The organism is uncultured Pseudoflavonifractor sp. (genome assembly GCA_904419835.1).
In the GTDB taxonomy this organism is placed as follows: Bacteria; Bacillota; Clostridia; order Oscillospirales; family Oscillospiraceae; genus Pseudoflavonifractor.
Map to the genome: position 1 here is coordinate 91,384 of CAJFTA010000011.1, position 16,668 is coordinate 108,051.

17 protein-coding genes are annotated in these 16,668 nt (G+C 64.0%); all 17 read left to right on the forward strand.

Annotated elements, in window-relative coordinates:
• Positions 1 to 4: 4 nt before the first annotated feature.
• The 17 genes from QZY67_RS03470 (at position 5) to QZY67_RS03550 (ending at position 16,543) form a co-directional block, all read left to right on the forward strand.
• The gene (locus QZY67_RS03470) at positions 5 to 424 is read left to right on the forward strand and encodes an ATP-binding protein (RefSeq protein WP_295368560.1); all 420 of its coding nucleotides are present in this window, start codon (positions 5 to 7) and stop codon (positions 422 to 424) included.
• A 45-nt stretch (positions 425 to 469) separates the two neighbouring features.
• Complete coding sequence (locus QZY67_RS03475; protein ID WP_295368561.1) at positions 470 to 1,813, forward strand: [Fe-Fe] hydrogenase large subunit C-terminal domain-containing protein; 1,344 nt, start codon at positions 470 to 472, stop codon at positions 1,811 to 1,813.
• A 109-nt stretch (positions 1,814 to 1,922) separates the two neighbouring features.
• Positions 1,923 to 2,249 carry a DRTGG domain-containing protein gene (locus QZY67_RS03480; protein WP_295368563.1) on the forward strand — a complete coding sequence of 109 codons (327 nt, stop codon included), beginning with the start codon at positions 1,923 to 1,925 and terminating at the stop codon, positions 2,247 to 2,249.
• A gap of 424 nt (positions 2,250 to 2,673) precedes the next feature.
• Positions 2,674 to 3,423, forward strand: a complete 750-nt coding sequence (locus QZY67_RS03485) for a PHP domain-containing protein (protein WP_295368564.1) — start codon at positions 2,674 to 2,676, stop codon at positions 3,421 to 3,423.
• Positions 3,424 to 3,565: 142 nt separating this feature from the next.
• Positions 3,566 to 4,060, forward strand: coding sequence for an NADH-quinone oxidoreductase subunit NuoE (gene nuoE / locus QZY67_RS03490; RefSeq protein WP_295368566.1), 495 nt, complete (start codon positions 3,566 to 3,568; stop codon positions 4,058 to 4,060).
• Positions 4,061 to 4,532: 472 nt separating this feature from the next.
• On the forward strand, positions 4,533 to 5,069 hold the full coding sequence (locus QZY67_RS03495; RefSeq protein WP_295368568.1) for an ATP-binding protein: 537 nt from the start codon (positions 4,533 to 4,535) through the stop codon (positions 5,067 to 5,069).
• 125 nt (positions 5,070 to 5,194) lie between these two features.
• On the forward strand, positions 5,195 to 5,563 hold the full coding sequence (locus tag QZY67_RS03500; protein WP_294533003.1) for a (2Fe-2S) ferredoxin domain-containing protein: 369 nt from the start codon (positions 5,195 to 5,197) through the stop codon (positions 5,561 to 5,563).
• Between the two features lie 15 nt (positions 5,564 to 5,578).
• Entirely contained in the window at positions 5,579 to 7,381 is a 1,803-nt protein-coding gene (locus QZY67_RS03505) for an NADH-quinone oxidoreductase subunit NuoF (protein ID WP_295368570.1), read from the forward strand.
• A 15-nt stretch (positions 7,382 to 7,396) separates the two neighbouring features.
• Positions 7,397 to 9,151: an NADH-dependent [FeFe] hydrogenase, group A6 gene (locus tag QZY67_RS03510; protein WP_295368571.1), complete on the forward strand. Its 1,755-nt coding sequence runs from the start codon at positions 7,397 to 7,399 to the stop codon at positions 9,149 to 9,151.
• Positions 9,152 to 9,442: 291 nt separating this feature from the next.
• Positions 9,443 to 10,135 (forward strand): Crp/Fnr family transcriptional regulator, encoded by a 693-nt coding sequence (locus QZY67_RS03515; RefSeq protein WP_295368572.1) that lies wholly within the window; start codon positions 9,443 to 9,445, stop codon positions 10,133 to 10,135.
• A gap of 211 nt (positions 10,136 to 10,346) precedes the next feature.
• Positions 10,347 to 10,739 (forward strand): zinc ribbon domain-containing protein, encoded by a 393-nt coding sequence (locus QZY67_RS03520; protein WP_295368574.1) that lies wholly within the window; start codon positions 10,347 to 10,349, stop codon positions 10,737 to 10,739.
• 82 nt (positions 10,740 to 10,821) lie between these two features.
• The gene (locus QZY67_RS03525) at positions 10,822 to 11,646 is read left to right on the forward strand and encodes a purine-nucleoside phosphorylase (protein WP_295368575.1); all 825 of its coding nucleotides are present in this window, start codon (positions 10,822 to 10,824) and stop codon (positions 11,644 to 11,646) included.
• Positions 11,647 to 11,747: 101 nt separating this feature from the next.
• Positions 11,748 to 13,049 carry an amidohydrolase gene (locus QZY67_RS03530; RefSeq protein WP_295368576.1) on the forward strand — a complete coding sequence of 434 codons (1,302 nt, stop codon included), beginning with the start codon at positions 11,748 to 11,750 and terminating at the stop codon, positions 13,047 to 13,049.
• Between the two features lie 53 nt (positions 13,050 to 13,102).
• Positions 13,103 to 14,731: a polysaccharide biosynthesis protein gene (locus QZY67_RS03535; protein WP_295368578.1), complete on the forward strand. Its 1,629-nt coding sequence runs from the start codon at positions 13,103 to 13,105 to the stop codon at positions 14,729 to 14,731.
• Positions 14,732 to 14,858: 127 nt separating this feature from the next.
• Complete coding sequence (mazG, locus tag QZY67_RS03540; protein WP_295368579.1) at positions 14,859 to 15,644, forward strand: nucleoside triphosphate pyrophosphohydrolase; 786 nt, start codon at positions 14,859 to 14,861, stop codon at positions 15,642 to 15,644.
• Between the two features lie 67 nt (positions 15,645 to 15,711).
• Positions 15,712 to 15,987, forward strand: a complete 276-nt coding sequence (locus QZY67_RS03545; protein WP_148319785.1) for an HU family DNA-binding protein — start codon at positions 15,712 to 15,714, stop codon at positions 15,985 to 15,987.
• Positions 15,988 to 16,300: 313 nt separating this feature from the next.
• Positions 16,301 to 16,543: an RNA-binding S4 domain-containing protein gene (locus tag QZY67_RS03550; RefSeq protein ID WP_006573264.1), complete on the forward strand. Its 243-nt coding sequence runs from the start codon at positions 16,301 to 16,303 to the stop codon at positions 16,541 to 16,543.
• The last annotated feature ends 125 nt before the right edge of the window (positions 16,544 to 16,668 follow it).

A 16,668-nucleotide genomic window follows, 5' to 3' on the forward strand; every position in this document is an offset into this window, starting at 1 on the left:
CGCTGTGGAGCCCATCAAACTGACCTATCACGTGGAGGGCGGCGACCTGATCAGCGCCGGCGAGGCCTCCAGCAAGATGAAAATGACCCTCAAAAAGCTGGATCTGCCCCAGGAGACCATCCGCCGGGCGGCCATCTGCATGTATGAGGGGGAGATCAACATGGTCATCCACGCCGACGGCGGCCGCGCCGAGGTGGAGATCGCCATGGACCACATCACCATCCGTATGATCGACTCCGGCCCCGGTATTCCCGACGTGGACCAGGCCATGGAGGAGGGCTTCTCCACCGCCGGCGAGATCGCCCGGGACCTGGGCTTCGGCGCCGGCATGGGCCTGCCCAACATGAAGCGCTACTCCGACGAGATGAAGATCGACACCACCCTGGGCGTGGGCACCACTGTGACCATGCGGTTCAACCTGTAACGCCCCGCTTTCCGCCGGGGGATATCAGCTCCCCAACCTTCGGAGGTGAATGAATTGAAGCACTCTGTTGTCCTGGAGTACAAGCGCTGCCGGGGCTGCACCACCTGCATCAAGAGCTGCCCCACCGAGGCCATCCGGGTGCGCAACGGCAAGGCCGCCATCCTCAACGCCCGCTGCATCGACTGCGGCGTGTGCATCCAGGTGTGCCCCCACAAGGCCATCAAGTCCATCAGCGACCCGCTGGACATGCTGAAGAAATTCCGCTACTGCGTGGCCCTGCCGGAGCCGGCCCTCTACGGCCAGTTCCACAACATGGACGACATTGACATCATCCTCAACGGCCTGCTGGAGATCGGCTTTCACGACGTGTACGAGGTCTCCAAGGCCGCCGAGCTGGTCAGCGACTACCAGCGCCAGTGCATCACCGGCGGCGTGGAGCGGGTCATGCCCCAGATCAGCTCTGCCTGCCCCACGGTGCTGCGCCTCATCCGCATGCGCTTTCCCAAGCTCATCCCCAACATCGCGCCGGTGATCACACCGGTGGAGTTGGCCGCCATTCTGGCCCGGCGTGAGGCGGTGGAGAAGACCGGCCTGAAGCCGGAGGAAATCGGGGTGTTCTCCATCGTGCCCTGCTCCTCCAAGGTCACCGCCGCCCTCACCCCCGACGGGCTCAACCGCCCGGTGCTGGACGGGGCCTTCGCCATCCGGGACGTGTACCTGCGCCTGCTGAGCGCCATGAAGAAGCTGCGGGGTCAGGAGCTGCGGCCCCTGTCCTCCTCGGGCATCATGGGCGTGGGCTGGGCCTACTGCGGCGGCGAGTCCGCCGCCCGGATGGGCGAGCGGTACGTGGCGGTGGACGGCATCTCCAACGTGATCCGCATGCTGGAGGAGATTGAGGACGGCCGCCTGCCCGAGGCCGACTTCATTGAGCTCAACGCCTGTGTCCAGGGGTGCGTGGGGGGCTGCCTGACGGTGGAGAACCCCTACGGCGCCCGGATGCGCATCAAAAAGCTGATGAAGGGCCTGCCCGTGTCCCGCAACCGGTTCACCTTCCGGGGAGAGGACCGGGATGTGGTGAAGTTTGACTATGAATTGCAGTATGTCCCCGTGTTCGTGCTGGACGAGGACCGGGCGGCGGCCATGGAGAAGCTGGCCAAAATCGAGGCCCTGGAGCAGCAGCTTCCCGGCCTCCACTGCGGCTCCTGCGGCGCCCCCTCCTGCCGGGCCTTTGCCGAGGACGTGGTGCTGGGCCGGGCCAGCGAGGAGGACTGCATCTTCAAGATGCGGGAGCGGATGCAGTACATGGCCGGCTCCTCCGACGCCGACGAGTACCTGCCCGCCCCCTTCCGCCACAAGAAGGAGCCGCCGCCCCACGGGCGCAGGAAGTAGCCCCCCAATTTTGCTATGCAAAAGCATAGCAAAATTGGCCATGTGCCGCTCTTTCAGCGGCACGGCCCAAGCGCATGAAGTTGCTATGCCAGAAAGCGAGGTTGTTCCCATGACTGTCAAAGAGCTGTCCGAAACCCTGTCCCTGACGGAATTTGCCCTTCCCGCCCCCGACGTGCCGGTCACCGGCGGCTACGCCGGCGACCTGCTCAGCTGGGTCATGGGCCGGGCCAGCGCCGGGGACTGCTGGATCACCATTATGTCCAACCAGAACGTGGCCGCCGTGGCCCTGATGGCCGACGTGGCCTGCGTCATCCTCTCCGAGGGGGTCGCCCCCGACGAGGCTCTCCTGTCCCGCGCCAGGGAGCAGGAGGTCAACCTGCTGGGCTCCGACAAGGGCACCTTTGCCCTGGCCGCGGCGGTAAACGGCCTGCTGTGACGGCCATCCGCCCTGTTCCGGCTGCTGAAAGGCGGTGAGTTTTATCCCAACCCTTACTTTTGATTTGCATCTCCACTCCTGTCTCTCGCCCCACCCGACCGTGGCCGGGCGGGGGCCCCGCTCTTTTTATCTGCTCGGGCGGAGTGAATCCGCCCGGCATCAGGGTTTTGCTCCGCAAAACGCCTGGTAGGGCGACAGACAGGTGTTGCCCTCTGGCTGCTGAAAGGCGGTGAGTTTTATCCCAACCCTTACTTTTGATTTGCATCTCCACTCCTGTCTCTCGCCCCACCCGGCCATGGCCGGGCGGGGGCCCCGTTCTTTTTATCTGCTCGGGCGGAGTGAATCCGCCCGGCATCAGGGTTTTGCTCCGCAAAACGCCTGGTAGGGCGACAGACAGGTGTTGCCCTCCGGCTGCTGAAAGGCGGTGAGTTTTATCCCAACCCTTACTTTTGATTTGCATCTCCACTCCTGTCTGTCGCCCTGCGGCTCTGAGGACAATACCCCCGCCAACCTGGCGGGGATGTGCGCTCTGGCCGGCATTGAGGCCGCCGCCCTCACCGACCACAACACAGTGGGCAACTGCGCCGCCTTCTGTGAGGCCGCGGCGCGGTACGGCGTCATCGCTCTGCCGGGGATGGAACTGACCACCGCCGAGGAGGTCCACGTGGTGTGCGTGTTTGGGGAGCTGGATGCCGCCCGGGCCTTTGAGGCCGAGGTGTTCCGCCGCCTGCCGCCCCTGGACAACGACCCCCGGGCCTTTGGTCCCCAGGTGAAGATGGACAGCGGGGACGCGGTGCTGGGCGAGGAGCGGCGGATGCTCTCCGCTGCCACCAGCATTGGCATCTACGAGGTGCCCGGCTTGGTGGCTGGTCTGGGCGGGGCCTGCTGGCCCGCCCACATCGACCGCCCCTCCTTCTCTCTCATCTCCAACCTGGGCCTGTGGGACCCGGAGCTGGGCTTCTCCTTCGCGGAGGTGTCCCGGGCCTGCCCCCCCGGCTTTCTGGACCGGCCCGACCTGAAGGGCCTGCCGGTGTTCACCGCCTCGGACGCCCACTATCTGGACCAGATCATGGACGCCTGCCAGCAGGTCGCGCTGCCCGAAAAAAATCCGGCCGCCCTGCTCAACTGGCTCAAGCGCCCTGATTTCAATGCCTTCCGCCCTCTGTCACCTTAAAATTCCAGTCCTTTTGCAGCACTATTTTGACATTTGTCCACATTCCCTCTTGCGCCCTTCAAAAAAGTTAGATATAATAAACAAATATTAGGTTTAATTTAAATTTTCCATTGAGAACCTATACGAAAAGGAGGATACCTACATGCCAAACTGCAAGACCGTTGTGCCCTACAACGGAACGCCTGAGCAGGAGGAGCGGCTGCGCCAGGTCATCGCCGAGCACAGGGGGCAGCCCGGCTCCACCATGCCCGTGCTCCAGGCCGCGCAGGAGATCTTCGGCTATCTGCCGGAAGAGGTCCAGATCATGATCGCGGAGGGGCTGGACATTCCCCTCTCCGAGGTCTACGGCGTCGCCTCGTTTTACGCCCAGTTCTCCATGAATCCCAAGGGCCGGTACCAGATTTCCGTCTGCCTGGGCACCGCCTGCTACGTCAAGGGCGCGGCGGACATTCTCACCGCTGTGGAGAAGAAGCTGGGCATCCGCCCCGGCTCCATCACCCCGGACGGCAAGTTCTCCCTGGATGCCTGCCGCTGCGTGGGCGCCTGCGGCCTGGCCCCGGTCATGATGGTGGGCTCCGACGTGTACGGCCGCCTCACCCCCGACCAGGTGGGACCTATCTTAGACAAATATGAGTAAGGAGCGCTGAGCCGTTGCGAGCAGCGGGCTAAGACGCGGAACGGAGCAAACGGACCACAGGGCCGCAAGGCCCAGAGGCCGGCTTGCGCAGTTGAAGCGGCTTAGAACCGCGTCGGCCCAGAGGCCGGCTTGCGCAGTTGAAGCGGCTTAGAACCGCGTCGCGAGCAGGCGAAGCGTGACAAGGAGCGCTGAGCCGTCGCGAGCAGCGGGCTAAGACGCGGAACGGAGCAAACGGATCACAGGGCCGCGAGGCCCGGAGGCCGGCTTGCGCAGTTGAAGCGACTTAGAACCGCGTCGCGAGCAGGCGAAGCGTGACAAGAAGCGCTGAGCGCCCGGGAGCAGGCGCACAGCGAACCGCGCAGACTGAAAAACACTCCGGCGAAGCCGGCGGCATTTTCGGCGGAGCGGTGAGCAGTGTGCCGTCGCGGAGGGCGCGAGGCGTGACAAATCAGCCAGCCCCAGGGAGGGCGGAATGATGAAAGAGCTTTCCCTTCACATTCTGGACATTGCCCAGAACTCCATCTCCGCCGGATGCACCGAGCTGGAGCTGTCCCTGACCGAGGGGGACGGGCAGCTCACCCTGGTCATCGGGGACAACGGCCGGGGCATGACGCCGGAATTCCTCTCGTCGGTCACCGACCCCTTTACCACCACCCGCACCACCCGCAAGGTGGGCCTGGGCCTGCCCCTGCTCCGCATGGCGGCGGAGCAGACCGGCGGCAGCCTGGCCATTGAGAGCGCGGTGGGCGCGGGTACCACGGTAACCGCCCGGTTTTGCAGCGGACACATCGACTGCCCGCCCCTGGGCGACATGGCGGGCACGGTTGCCCTGCTGGTCCAGGGCGCGCCCGAGGTGAATACCGTCTACACCCACGCCACGCCACGGGGTTCCTTCACCTTCGACACCCGCGAGATCCGCGCCGTGCTGGGGGAGGACATCTCCCTGGCTGAGCCGGAGGTGGCCATGTGGATGCGGAGCTATCTGGAGGAGCTGGAGCAGAGCGTTTGATCACGGCGCGGGATGTTGCCATCCCGCTGACAGGACCGCGGCGGGGTCTCCCCGTGCCGGCGGCAGTCCGGCGGGGTGTGCCCCGCCCGGGCGGAAGTCAACTTGTTTGAATGGGGGATGAATTTGTGAAAAGCCTGGAAGAACTGAAGGCCATCCGCGACCGCATGCAGAAGCAGGTGGGTCTGCGGGAGTCCGATGAGAATACCATCCGCGTGGTGGTGGGCATGGCCACCTGCGGCATCGCCGCCGGCGCCCGGCCCGTCCTGGAGGCCTTCCTGGAGGAGGTCAACAAGCGGGAGCTGAAGGACGTCACCGTCACCCAGACCGGCTGCATCGGCGTGTGCCGGCTGGAGCCCATCGCCGAGGTGTATGTCCCCGGTGAGGAGAAGGTCACCTATGTCAAACTCAAGCCCGAGATGGTGCCCAGAATTGTGGCCGACCATCTGGTCAACCGCCAGGTGGTGACCGAGTACACCATCGGCGCGGCGGAATAAAGGAGGGTATGCGGCATGAATCTGGTTCGATCCCACATCCTGGTCTGTACCGGCACCGGCTGCACCTCCTCCAACAGCCTGAAGATCATCGAGGCCTTTGAGCGTGAGCTGGAGGCCCAGGGCATGGCCAAGGAGGCCCAGGTAGTCAAGACCGGCTGCTTCGGCCTGTGCGCCATGGGCCCCATCGTCATGATCTACCCCGAGGGCGCCTGCTACACCAAGGTCACCCCGGCTGACGTGCCCGAGATTGTCTCCGAGCACATCGTCAAGGGCCGTATCGTCCAGCGGCTGCTCCACATGGAGAGCGACGAGGGCGGCACCGCCACCAGCCTGTCCGAGACCACTTTCTACAAGCACCAGCTGCGCATCGCTCTGCGCAACTGCGGCGTCATCAACCCCGAGGATATTGACGAGTACATCGGCGTGGACGGCTACGCCGCCCTGGGCCGCATCCTGACCGAAAAAATTCCGCCCCAGCAGGTCATTGACGAGATTCTGGCCTCCGGCCTCCGTGGCCGCGGCGGCGCCGGCTTCCCCACGGGCCGGAAGTGGCAGTTCACCCACGACGCCGTCTCCCCCGACGGGGTGAAGTTCGTCTGCTGCAACGCCGACGAGGGCGACCCCGGCGCCTTCATGGACCGCTCCGTACTGGAGGGCGACCCCCACAGCGTCATTGAGGCCATGGCCATCGCCGGCTACTGCATCGGCGCTCAGCAGGGCTACATCTACGTCCGCGCCGAATACCCCATCGCCGTCAAGCGTCTGGAGATCGCCATCAAGCAGGCCAAGGAGTACGGCCTGCTTGGCGACAACATCTTCGATTCCGGCTTCTCCTTCAATTTGGAGCTGCGCCTGGGTGCTGGCGCCTTCGTCTGCGGCGAGGAGACCGCCCTCATGACCTCCATCGAGGGCAAGCGCGGCGAGCCCCATCCCCGTCCTCCCTTCCCCGCCAACAAGGGTCTCTTTGAGCGGCCCACCCTGCTCAACAACGTGGAGACCTACGCCAACATCACCTGGATTCTCAACCACGGCGCGGAGAAGTTCGCCGCCATCGGTACCCCCAAGTCCACCGGCACCAAGGTCTTTGCCCTGGGCGGCAAGATCACCAACACCGGCCTGGTGGAGATCCCCATGGGCACCCCCCTGCGCACCGTCATCGAGGACATCGGCGGCGGCTGCCCCAACGGCAAGAAGTTCAAGGCCGCCCAGACCGGCGGCCCCTCCGGCGGCTGCATCCCCGCCAGCCTCATCGACACCCCCATGGACTACGATTCCCTGGGCGCCATCGGCTCCATGATGGGCTCCGGCGGCCTCATCGTCATGGATGAGGACAACTGCATGGTGGACATCGCCAAGTTCTTCCTGGAGTTCATCGTGGACGAGAGCTGCGGCAAGTGCTCGGTGTGCCGCATCGGCACCAAGCGTCTGCTGGGTCTGCTGACCAAGATCACCGAGGGTGAGGGCACCCTGGAGGATCTGGACACCATCGAGGAGCTGTGCTACCACCTGAAGTCCAGCGCCCTGTGCGGCCTGGGCCAGACCGCCCCCAACCCGGTGCTGTCCACCCTGAAGCACTTTAGGGACGAGTACGTGGCCCACGTGGTGGAGAAGCGCTGCCCCGCCGGCGTGTGCAAGAACCTGCTGCGCTACACCATTGACCCCGCCAAGTGCAAGGGCTGCACCCTGTGCGCCAAGAACTGCCCGGCGGGCGCCATCTCCGGCGCGGTCCGCGCGCCCCATGTCATCGACCAGAGCAAGTGCATCAAGTGCGGCGTCTGTATGGATAACTGCCGCTTCAGCGCCATTCTCAAGGGCTAAAGGAGGGGAAACAAGATGGAACAGAAGATGGTCAATCTGAAAATCGACAACATCCCGGTCTCCGTGCCCGCCGGCACCACCGTGCTGGAGGCGGCCCGGAACGCGGGCATCAAAATCCCCTCCCTGTGCTTCCTCAAGGACATCAACGAGATCGGCGCCTGCCGTATCTGCGTGGTGGAGGTCAAGGGCGCCAAGAGCCTGGTGGCCTCCTGCGTGTACCCGGTCAGCGAGGGGATGGAGGTCTTCACCAACACCGAGAAGGTGCGCCACTCCCGCCAGCTCACCCTGGAGCTGATTTTGTCCAACCACCGGATGGACTGCCTCACCTGCTCCCGCAGCGGCCGCTGCGAGCTGCAGGACCTGGCCCGGGACCTGGGCATCGACGCTGTGCGCTACGCCGCCGACAACCTGCCTCCCCAGATTGAGGACTCCGCGCCCCATCTCATCCGGGACAACTCCAAGTGCGTCCTGTGCCGCCGGTGCACCGCCGTGTGCCGCAAGAGCCAGGAGGTGGGCGTCATCGGCTGCAACGACCGCGGCTTTGCCACACACGTGGGCTGCGCCTTTGACCGGGACCTGAACGAGGTGGACTGCGTGTCCTGCGGCCAGTGCATCGTGGCCTGCCCCACCGGCGCCCTCCAGGAGAAGGACGACACCGCCAAGGTGTGGGCCGCCCTCAACGATCCCACCAAGCACGTGGTGGTGGGCCCCGCCCCCTCCATCCGCGTCACCCTGGGCGAGTGCTTCGGCATGCCCATCGGCACCAACGTGGAGGGCAAGATGGTCACCGCCCTGCGCCGTCTGGGCTTTGACAAGGTCTTTGACGTGGACAACGCCGCCGACTTCACCATCATGGAGGAGGGCACCGAGTTCCTCCACCGCCTCCAGAACGGCGGCACCCTGCCCCTCATCACCTCCTGCTCCCCCGGTTGGATCCGGTTCTGCGAGCAGCACTACCCCGAGATGGTGCCCAACCTGTCCTCCTGCAAGTCCCCCCAGCAGATGTTCGGCACCCTGGTCAAGACCTACTACGCCGAGAAGATGGGCATCAACCCCCGGGACATCTTCGTGGTGTCCATCATGCCCTGCACCGCCAAGAAGTACGAGGTACGGCGTGAGGAAATGCGCCAGCACGGCTGGCTGCCCGTGGACGTGTCCCTCACCACCCGTGAGCTGGGCCGCATGATCACCCGTGCCGGCCTGCTGTTCCAGAACCTGCCCGACGGCGAGTTCGACGAGATGCTGGGCGTGTCCACCGGCGCGGCCACCATCTTCGGCGCCTCCGGCGGCGTGATGGAAGCCGCCCTGCGCACCGTGGTGGAGATTGTCACCAAGGGCGAGATGAAGCCCCTGGAGTTCACCGAGGTCCGTGGCATGACCGGCATCAAGGAGGCCAGCTACGACCTGCCCGGCAAGACCGTCCGGGTGTGCGTCACCTCCGGCCTGGCCAACGCCAAGAAGGTGCTGGACGGGGTCAAATCCGGCGAGATGCAGTACGACTTCATCGAGATCATGGCCTGTCCCGGCGGCTGCATCAACGGCGGCGGCCAGCCCATCCAGCACGCCGACGTGCGGAACTGGACCGACGTCCGCTCCCTGCGTGCCAAGGCCCTCTACACCCAGGACGAGGGCATGACCTACCGCCGCAGCCATGAGAACCCCATCGTCCAGCAGATCTACAAGGAGTATCTGGGCGAGCCCGGCGGCCACCGGGCCCACGAGCTGCTCCACACCGTCTATATCCCCCAGAAGCGGTACCGCACCGAGTAAGCGGAGGGTGCCGCGTCCGCCGCCAAGGCGGGCGCGGCGCTCTGGCCCGTAAAACCCATTCTGCCTCCAGCGGCGCGGTTCCGCTGCGGCGGCATCCCATATCCGCGGGAGAAATGGGGTCTGAAAATCCCCCTTTCTCCCGCCTTTCTTTGCTTTTTCCGGCTGCGGAGGCGTTTTCTGCTCTATTTTCCCATTTTAGCCAATTGTCCAATTCCATGTTGCTTTTTTCTCTGTAATTATGTAAAATAAGAGGCGGAACTCTGACTCTACTCTTCTCTGGAGGCGGCATATATGGATCTCACCAGCTATCGCGAGAGCAGCAAGAAAGTCGCGGAATTTCTCACCAAGGTTCCCCCCGCCCTGCTGGACAGCGGCACCCTGGTCCGGGTCCCGGCCGGGCAGGTGGTGGTGCGCCAGGAGGAGCCGGTGAAGTTCGCCTGGTTCCTGCTCATGGGCGAGCTGCTCACCTTCAGCGAGACGGAGGACGGCAAGAAGTCCAGCTTTATCACCCTGGACGCCCCCAGCATGCTCTCCGACCTGGAGCTGCTGGCCGACATGCCGGTCTACGCCTCCAACGTTATGGCCAACACCGACTGCGACATGATCCGCTGCGACGCCGCCATGGTCTCCCGCTGGCTGGACAACGACCTGCCCTTCCTGCGGACGGTCTCCGCCCTGTGCAACCGCAAGACCTATGACAGCTCCTATTACCGGGGCAAGTCCGCCTTCCGCTCCAGCCTGGACAAGGTAGCCATCTACCTGCTGCGGTACTGCTCCCTGACGCCCCCCGCCGCCGCCCGGGAGACCGTGGTCACCAAGACCAGGCAGACCATGTCCAGCGAGCTTATCATGAGCGCCAAGACCGTGGACCGCTGCCTCCAGCAGCTTCAGGACGGGGACTACCTCTCCATTGTCCGGGGCAAGGTCCACATCACGGCGGACCAGTACGCCCGCCTGCTGGAAAACTGGGGAAAGAACGACTGAGCGTCCTGCCCGTTCCGCCTCTTCCGCCCGCTGTCCCGCAAGTGGGGACAGCGGGCTTTTTCTGCCGTTTTTCCCGGCCTGGGCGAAGATTTTGTCACGCTTTTCTCGGATAACAGCCGTGTGTCCGTTGCTTTTTTCCCTCCTCTGGTGTAAAATACCTCTGACTCGCCGCATACTATGGCCTGAACGCTGAAAAAGGAGGTTCTCCGGTATGGATGAACGTGTGAGAGAGCTGCTGGATCGGGTGCGGGGCACCGCACTGACCATGGGCGAGGCAGCGGGCGCCACGGCCCGGTATGCCGCCAAATGCGCCGGGCAGACCGTGGACATTGCCAAGCTCAATATGAAGATTTTTGATCTGAAGACCGACATCAACGCCCTGCTGCGGGAGGTTGGCCAGGCGGTCTACGACACCCATCTGGGCCGCTCCGCCGACCAGTCTGCGCTGGAGGAAAAGCTGGGCCGGATTGACGAGAAGAATCGCGCCATCGGCGAGCTGAAGGACCGTATCGCCGCCCTGAAGCACGCCAAGGAGTGCCCCGCCTGCGGCGCCTCCTGCGGCCGGGACGACAAATTCTGCAAGAGCTGCGGCCGGCCCTTCTGAGTCCGGCGGGTTTATTTCCCCTTCCATCCACGCCGGGCGGCCCCTCCGCCCGGCTCCACCCACTACAAAGGAGGACAAGCGTATGAACTATACCTTTGCCCAGTATCAGGAGAGCGCGGAGTACATCCGCTCCAAAATCGGCGGCTTTACCCCCAAGGCGGCTATGGTGCTGGGTTCCGGCCTGGGCTTCATGGGCGACGTGGTGAAGGACCCCATTGTGGTGCCCTACGGGGAGATCCCCCACTTCAAGGCCTCCACCGCCCCCGGCCACAAGGGCCAGCTGGTGTTCGGCTACCTAGAGGACAAGCCTGTGGCCGTGATGCAGGGCCGCATGCACCACTATGAGGGCTACTCCTATGAGGAGGTCTCCTACGCCGTGCGGGTGCTGCGCCTGCTGGGCGCCGACACCCTCATTGTCACCAACGCCGCCGGCTGCGTCCGCACCGACTGGAAGGCCGGCGATCTGATGCTCATCACCGACCACATCAAGATGTTCTCCGAGTCCCCCCTCCGGGGGGAGAATCTGCCCGAGTTCGGCGTCCGTTTCCCCGACGCCTCCTCTCTGTACACCCCCGCACTGCGGGATCTGGCCCGCCAGGCCGCGGCAGAGCTGGGCATTGAACTGCGGGAGGGCGTCTACTTCTACTGCTACGGCCCCCAGTACGAGACCCCTGCCGAGGTGCGGGCGGCCCGCATCCTGGGCGGCGACGCGGTGGGCATGTCCACTGCCCCCGAGGTCATCGTGGCCGGCCACTGCGGCATGCAGGTGCTGGGCTTCACCCTGCTGAGCAACATGGCCGCCGGCATCCTGGACCAGCCCCTCAGCGAGCAGGAGGTGCTGGACGCCGCCGAGGCCTGCAAGGACAAGTTCTCCCGGCTGGTGCTCTCCTGCCTGAAGAAGCTGTAAGATAACCGCCCCGTGGGAGACGGCGCCGGGTTCCGGCGTCCGTCTCCGCGGTTTTTTCCCGACTTTATCCTGCTTTATACTGAGATTAAGGGGGTTTTCCCATGTCTGTTCTGTTTGAAAACGCCTGCGCCGTGCTGATGGACGAGAAGAACACGGTGCTGGAGGGGGCCTTTGTGGCCGTGGAGGGGGACAAGATCTCCTACGTGGGCACGCAGCGGCCCCAGGGGGCCTTCGGCCAGGTCATCGACGCCGCCGGCAAGGTGCTCATGCCCGGTCTGGTCAACGCCCACACCCACGTGCCCATGACCCTCATGCGGGGATACGGCGACGGCAACAACCTCCAGGACTGGCTGACCAAGTTCATTTTCCCGGTGGAGGACAAGTGGGACTGCCGTGCCATCCATTCCGCCACCGCCCTGGGTCTGGCCGAGATGATCATGTCGGGCACCACCTGCCTGGCCGACATGTACATGTTCTGCGACGAGATCTGCCAGGAAGTGGCCGCCGCCGGCATCAACGCCAACATCGCCCGTGGCGTCACCGCCTTTGACCCCGCCGCCGACTTCTCCACCTGGACCTCCTGCGTGGAGACCCGGGAGCTGGTGGACAAGTGGCACGGCTACAACAACGGCCAGATCCGCATTGACGCCTGCCTCCACGGCGAGTACACCTCCTTCTCCGCCCCCCAGATCTGGGACAGCGTGGCCCAGTACGCCAAGGAGAAGGGCCTGGGCATGCACATCCACATCTCCGAGACCAAGACCGAACATGAGGAGTGCCTGAGCCGCTGGGGCATGACCCCGGTGCAGGTGATGGAGAAGCACGGCCTGTGGGACGTGCGGGCCATCGCCGCCCACTGCGTGTGGACCACCCAGGACGACTGGGCCATCATGGCCGAACACGGCGTGTCCGCCATCCACAACCCCTGCTCCAACCTGAAGCTGGGCAGCGGCGTGGCCCCTGTCATCGGCATGCGGAAGGCCGGAATCAACGTGGCTCTGGGCACTGACGGCGTGTCCTCCAACAACACCACCGACCTCTTTGAGGATATGAAGATCGCCGCCATGCTCCAGAACGGCGTGGAGCACGATCCCCTGGCCCTGCTGCCCTCCGACGCCCTGCGGATGGCCACCGTCAACGGCGCCAAGGCCCTAGGCCGCAACACCGGCCGCATCGCCGTAGGCTGTGATGCCGACCTCATCCTGGTGGACTTTGACCACATCAACCTGATGCCCCGGCACGACGTGATCTCCAACCTGGTGTACGCCGCCCACGGCTGCGACGTGGCCATGAATATGTGCCGCGGCAAGGTCATATACAAGGATGGGGAGTTCCTCACCATCGACATCGACCGGGTCAAGCACGAGGTGAAGGAGTACGCCCTTCCCCTGCTCTTCGGCTGAGCCGCCAACCAACACAGCCGCCCGGCGGCTGTCCTGTGAAAGGAATGTAGCCCTTGTCTAACGCAGAAAAGAAAAGCACCTTCTTCGGCGGCGCCGCCATTCTGGCTGCCAGCGCCATCCTGGTGAAGGTCATCGGCGCCATCTACCGCATCCCTCTGGGGAACATCCTCTCCGACGAGGTGATGGCCGACTACAACAGCGCCTATAACATCTATAACTTCTTCCTCACCATCTCCACCGCCGGCCTGCCCGTGGCTCTGTCCAAGACCATCTCGGAGGCCAACGCCCTGGGCCGCCACAACCAGGTCCAGCGCACCTTCCGGGTGGCCTTCATCACCTTCCTGATTCTGGGCCTGCTCAGCTTCTTCTGCATGACCGTGCTGGCCGCGCCCATGGCCCAGATCGTCATCAGCAACCCCAAAGCGGTGTACTGCGTCATGGCCCTGGCTCCGTCGGTGCTGTGCGTGTGCATCATGTCCGCCTTCCGCGGCTACTTCCAGGGCCACTTCAACATGATGCCCACCGGCATCTCCCAGGTCATTGAGGCCTTCTTCAAGCTGGTGGTGGGCCTGGCCCTGGCCCTGTTCCTGGTCAACGTGATCCAGAAGCCTGAGCTGGGCAGCGTGGGCGCCATCATCGGCGTGTCCTGCGGCAGCGTGGTGGCTCTGCTGTATATCCTGTTCCTCTTCTTCCGGGACCGGAAGCGCCGTCAGCGTATCCACGCCACCGACCGGCCCGACGGCTCCATGCGCATTCTCAGCAACCTGCTGAAGCTGGCCATCCCCATCACCCTGGGCTCCGCCGCCACCTCTCTGGTCACCCTCATCGACACCAAGCTGGTCATGAGCCAGCTCCAGAGCGTGTACCAGACTGTGGACGGTCTGGGCAAGGAGGCGGCTCTGGACGCCGCCCGCGGCCTCTACGGCATCTACTCCAAGACCATGTCCATCTACAACCTGCCCTTCTCCATGATGGTGCCCCTCACCGCATGCATCATCCCCGCCGTGTCCGCCAGCCTGGCCCGGCGTGACCACCTGGGCGCCCAGAAGGTCAGCGAGTCCGCCCTGCGCATCGGCCTGCTGCTGGCCCTGCCCATGGGCATGGGCCTGTTCGCCCTGGGCGGCCCCATCATGGGCCTCCTGTTCCCCACCATTGACGTGTCCGTGGCCGGTCCCCTGCTGTCCGTGCTGGGCCTGGCCTCCGTCTTCGTGGCCCTCCAGCTGCTGTGCAACTCCATCCTCCAGGCCAACGGCATGGTCAACCTGCCCATCCTGGCGGTGATCATCGGCGGCGTGGTGAAGGTTGTGGTCAACTTCATCCTGGTGGGCAACCCCAACATCCGCATCAACGGCGCTCCGGTGGGCACCCTCACCTGCTTTATCGTCATCAGCGCCCTGGAGATCTTCATCATCCGCCGCTCCATCCCCGCCCCCCCCAGCTTCCTGCGGGCCTTTCTCAAGCCCTTTGTGCCCTCGGTCATCATGGCCGCTGCCGCCTGGGCTACCTATGGCCTGCTGACCAACTTCCTCCACATGGGCAACTCCCTGGCCACCATCGGCGGCATCGGTGTCGGCGTGGTGGTGTATCTGGTCCTGGTGCTGGCGCTGCGGGTACTCTCCCGGGAGGATCTGGAGCTTATGCCCAAGGGTGACAAGATCGCCAAAATTCTGCACATTAAATAATCGGGTACCGTGCGCCCCTTTTTGTCAGCCGCCCCGCAGTTTGGCGGGACGGCTGACCTCTTTCCCGTTCATTTTCGGTCACGAAGGATAAAAAAGGCCAAAAAACGCTTGCAGGAGTGTACAAAGTATGGTAGATTTTCAGTACAAGGATTCCTATGATGTGAACGATTTGGTGGAAATTGTGCGGATTCTCCGCTCGCCCGGCGGCTGTCCCTGGGATGCGGAGCAGACCCATGAGAGCATCCGGCGGGATTTCCTTGAGGAGACCTATGAGGTAGCCGAGGCCATTGACGAGGGCAGCACCGAGCACCTGAAGGAGGAGCTGGGCGACGTGCTTCTCCAGGTGGCGCTCCACACCCGCATGGAGGAGGAGCAGGGCAACTTTAATCTGAACGACGTGGCCGACGGTGTGTGCAAGAAGCTCATCTACCGCCACCCCCACGTGTTCGGCGACGTGTCCGTCTCCGGCACCGGCGAGGTCCTCACCAACTGGGATGCCCTCAAGCGCAAGGAGAAGCACCAGGCCACCCATACCGACGCCCTCAATTCCGTGGCCCGTTCCCTGCCTGCTCTGTGGCGGGCCGAGAAGGTGCAGAAAAAGGCGAAAAAGGCCGGCTTCGACTGGCCCGATGTGTCCGGTGCGCTGGACAAGCTGTCCGAGGAGCTGACCGAGTTCAAGGCTGCTGTGGCCGAGAACAGCAACGTGGAGGAGGAGCTGGGCGACCTGCTCTTCTCCGCCGTCAACGCCGCCCGTTTTGTGAAGGTGGACCCGGAGACCGCTCTCCAGAAGGCCACCGAGAAGTTCATCGCCCGGTTCCGCCGGGTGGAGGAGCTGGCGGGCAACCGCCCCATGGAGGACATGGATTTGGCGGAATTGGATAAGCTATGGGAGCAGGCTAAGCACGAGGCTTAACAGCGATACGCTTTAAGTGATAAACGCGGCGGAGAACCGCTGCCAGAATGTAGGAGGAATTTTTACCATGAATAAAGCCGAACTCATTAACGCCGCCGCTGAGAAGGCCGGCCTTTCCAAGAAGGACACCGAGAACGCCCTCAACGCCGCCCTGGACGTGATCGCCGCCGCTCTGGCCGAGGGCGACAAGATCCAGCTGGTGGGCTTCGGCTCCTTCGAGGTGAAGAGCCGCGCCGCCCGCATCGGCCGCAACCCCAAGACCAAGGAGAGCATCGAGATTCCCGCCTCCAAGGTGCCCGTGTTCAAGCCCGGCAAGGCCCTGAAGGACGCCGTGGCTCAGTAAATTCGTCCCACATGGAGCGGCTCCGGGCATCCGGAGCCGCTCTCAGGTTGCCGGAAAAGGCCATGGCCTTTTTCGGCAACCTTCAAAAATGCCGTTACTTTTGTACCGCACAGCGGCACAAAAGTCCTCGCGCTGCTCGCCGCAAGCCTTGCACAGCAAGGCTTGCGGGGCATTCGATTCCATTCGAGGCGGGCGGCTGCCCCCTCGAGCTCCCCCGCCCGAATCCGGGCGTGAGCTTTTGGAACCATATTCCCCATATACTGGGAGCGGCTCCGGGCATCCGGAGCCGCTCTTTTCAGAGAGGAGTTTTCCTATGCGACTTGATAAATGGCTTAAAGTCTCCCGCCTCATCAAACGCCGTACTGTGGCCAACGAGGCCTGCGACAACGCCCGTGTCACCGCCAACGGCCGTCCGGTCAAGGCCTCCTACGATGTGAAGGAGGGGGACGTGCTGGAGATCCGCTTTGGCGAGAAGGCCGTGCGGGTGGAGGTACTGGCCGTGTCCGAGGCCGTAAAGAAGAACGACGCCCCCGCCATGTACCGGGAGCTGGCGTAAGAACGAAAAAGAGCCGTGTGCACGTCTGAAGTGACCCCAAAAAGTTAGACAATATTTTTGAAGAAATTGTTCAAGCAACCGAAAGGGCTTGTTGTCTGTGGAGAGCAGGCGGCAAGCCCTTTAGT

Bases quoted from the DNA above. Each gene is read 5' to 3' on its own strand.
- QZY67_RS03510 (WP_295368571.1), top strand. From the start codon at position 7,397: ATGGAACAGAAGATGGTCAATCTGAAAATCGACAACATCCCGGTCTCC.
- QZY67_RS03525 (WP_295368575.1), top strand. From the start codon at position 10,822: ATGAACTATACCTTTGCCCAGTATCAGGAGAGCGCGGAGTACATCCGC.
- QZY67_RS03530 (WP_295368576.1), top strand. From the start codon at position 11,748: ATGTCTGTTCTGTTTGAAAACGCCTGCGCCGTGCTGATGGACGAGAAG.
- nuoE (WP_295368566.1), top strand. From the start codon at position 3,566: ATGCCAAACTGCAAGACCGTTGTGCCCTACAACGGAACGCCTGAGCAG.
- QZY67_RS03515 (WP_295368572.1), top strand. From the start codon at position 9,443: ATGGATCTCACCAGCTATCGCGAGAGCAGCAAGAAAGTCGCGGAATTT.
- QZY67_RS03480 (WP_295368563.1), top strand. From the start codon at position 1,923: ATGACTGTCAAAGAGCTGTCCGAAACCCTGTCCCTGACGGAATTTGCC.
- QZY67_RS03545 (WP_148319785.1), top strand. From the start codon at position 15,712: ATGAATAAAGCCGAACTCATTAACGCCGCCGCTGAGAAGGCCGGCCTT.
- QZY67_RS03505 (WP_295368570.1), top strand. From the start codon at position 5,579: ATGAATCTGGTTCGATCCCACATCCTGGTCTGTACCGGCACCGGCTGC.
- QZY67_RS03495 (WP_295368568.1), top strand. From the start codon at position 4,533: ATGATGAAAGAGCTTTCCCTTCACATTCTGGACATTGCCCAGAACTCC.
- mazG (WP_295368579.1), top strand. From the start codon at position 14,859: ATGGTAGATTTTCAGTACAAGGATTCCTATGATGTGAACGATTTGGTG.
- QZY67_RS03550 (WP_006573264.1), top strand. From the start codon at position 16,301: ATGCGACTTGATAAATGGCTTAAAGTCTCCCGCCTCATCAAACGCCGT.
- QZY67_RS03520 (WP_295368574.1), top strand. From the start codon at position 10,347: ATGGATGAACGTGTGAGAGAGCTGCTGGATCGGGTGCGGGGCACCGCA.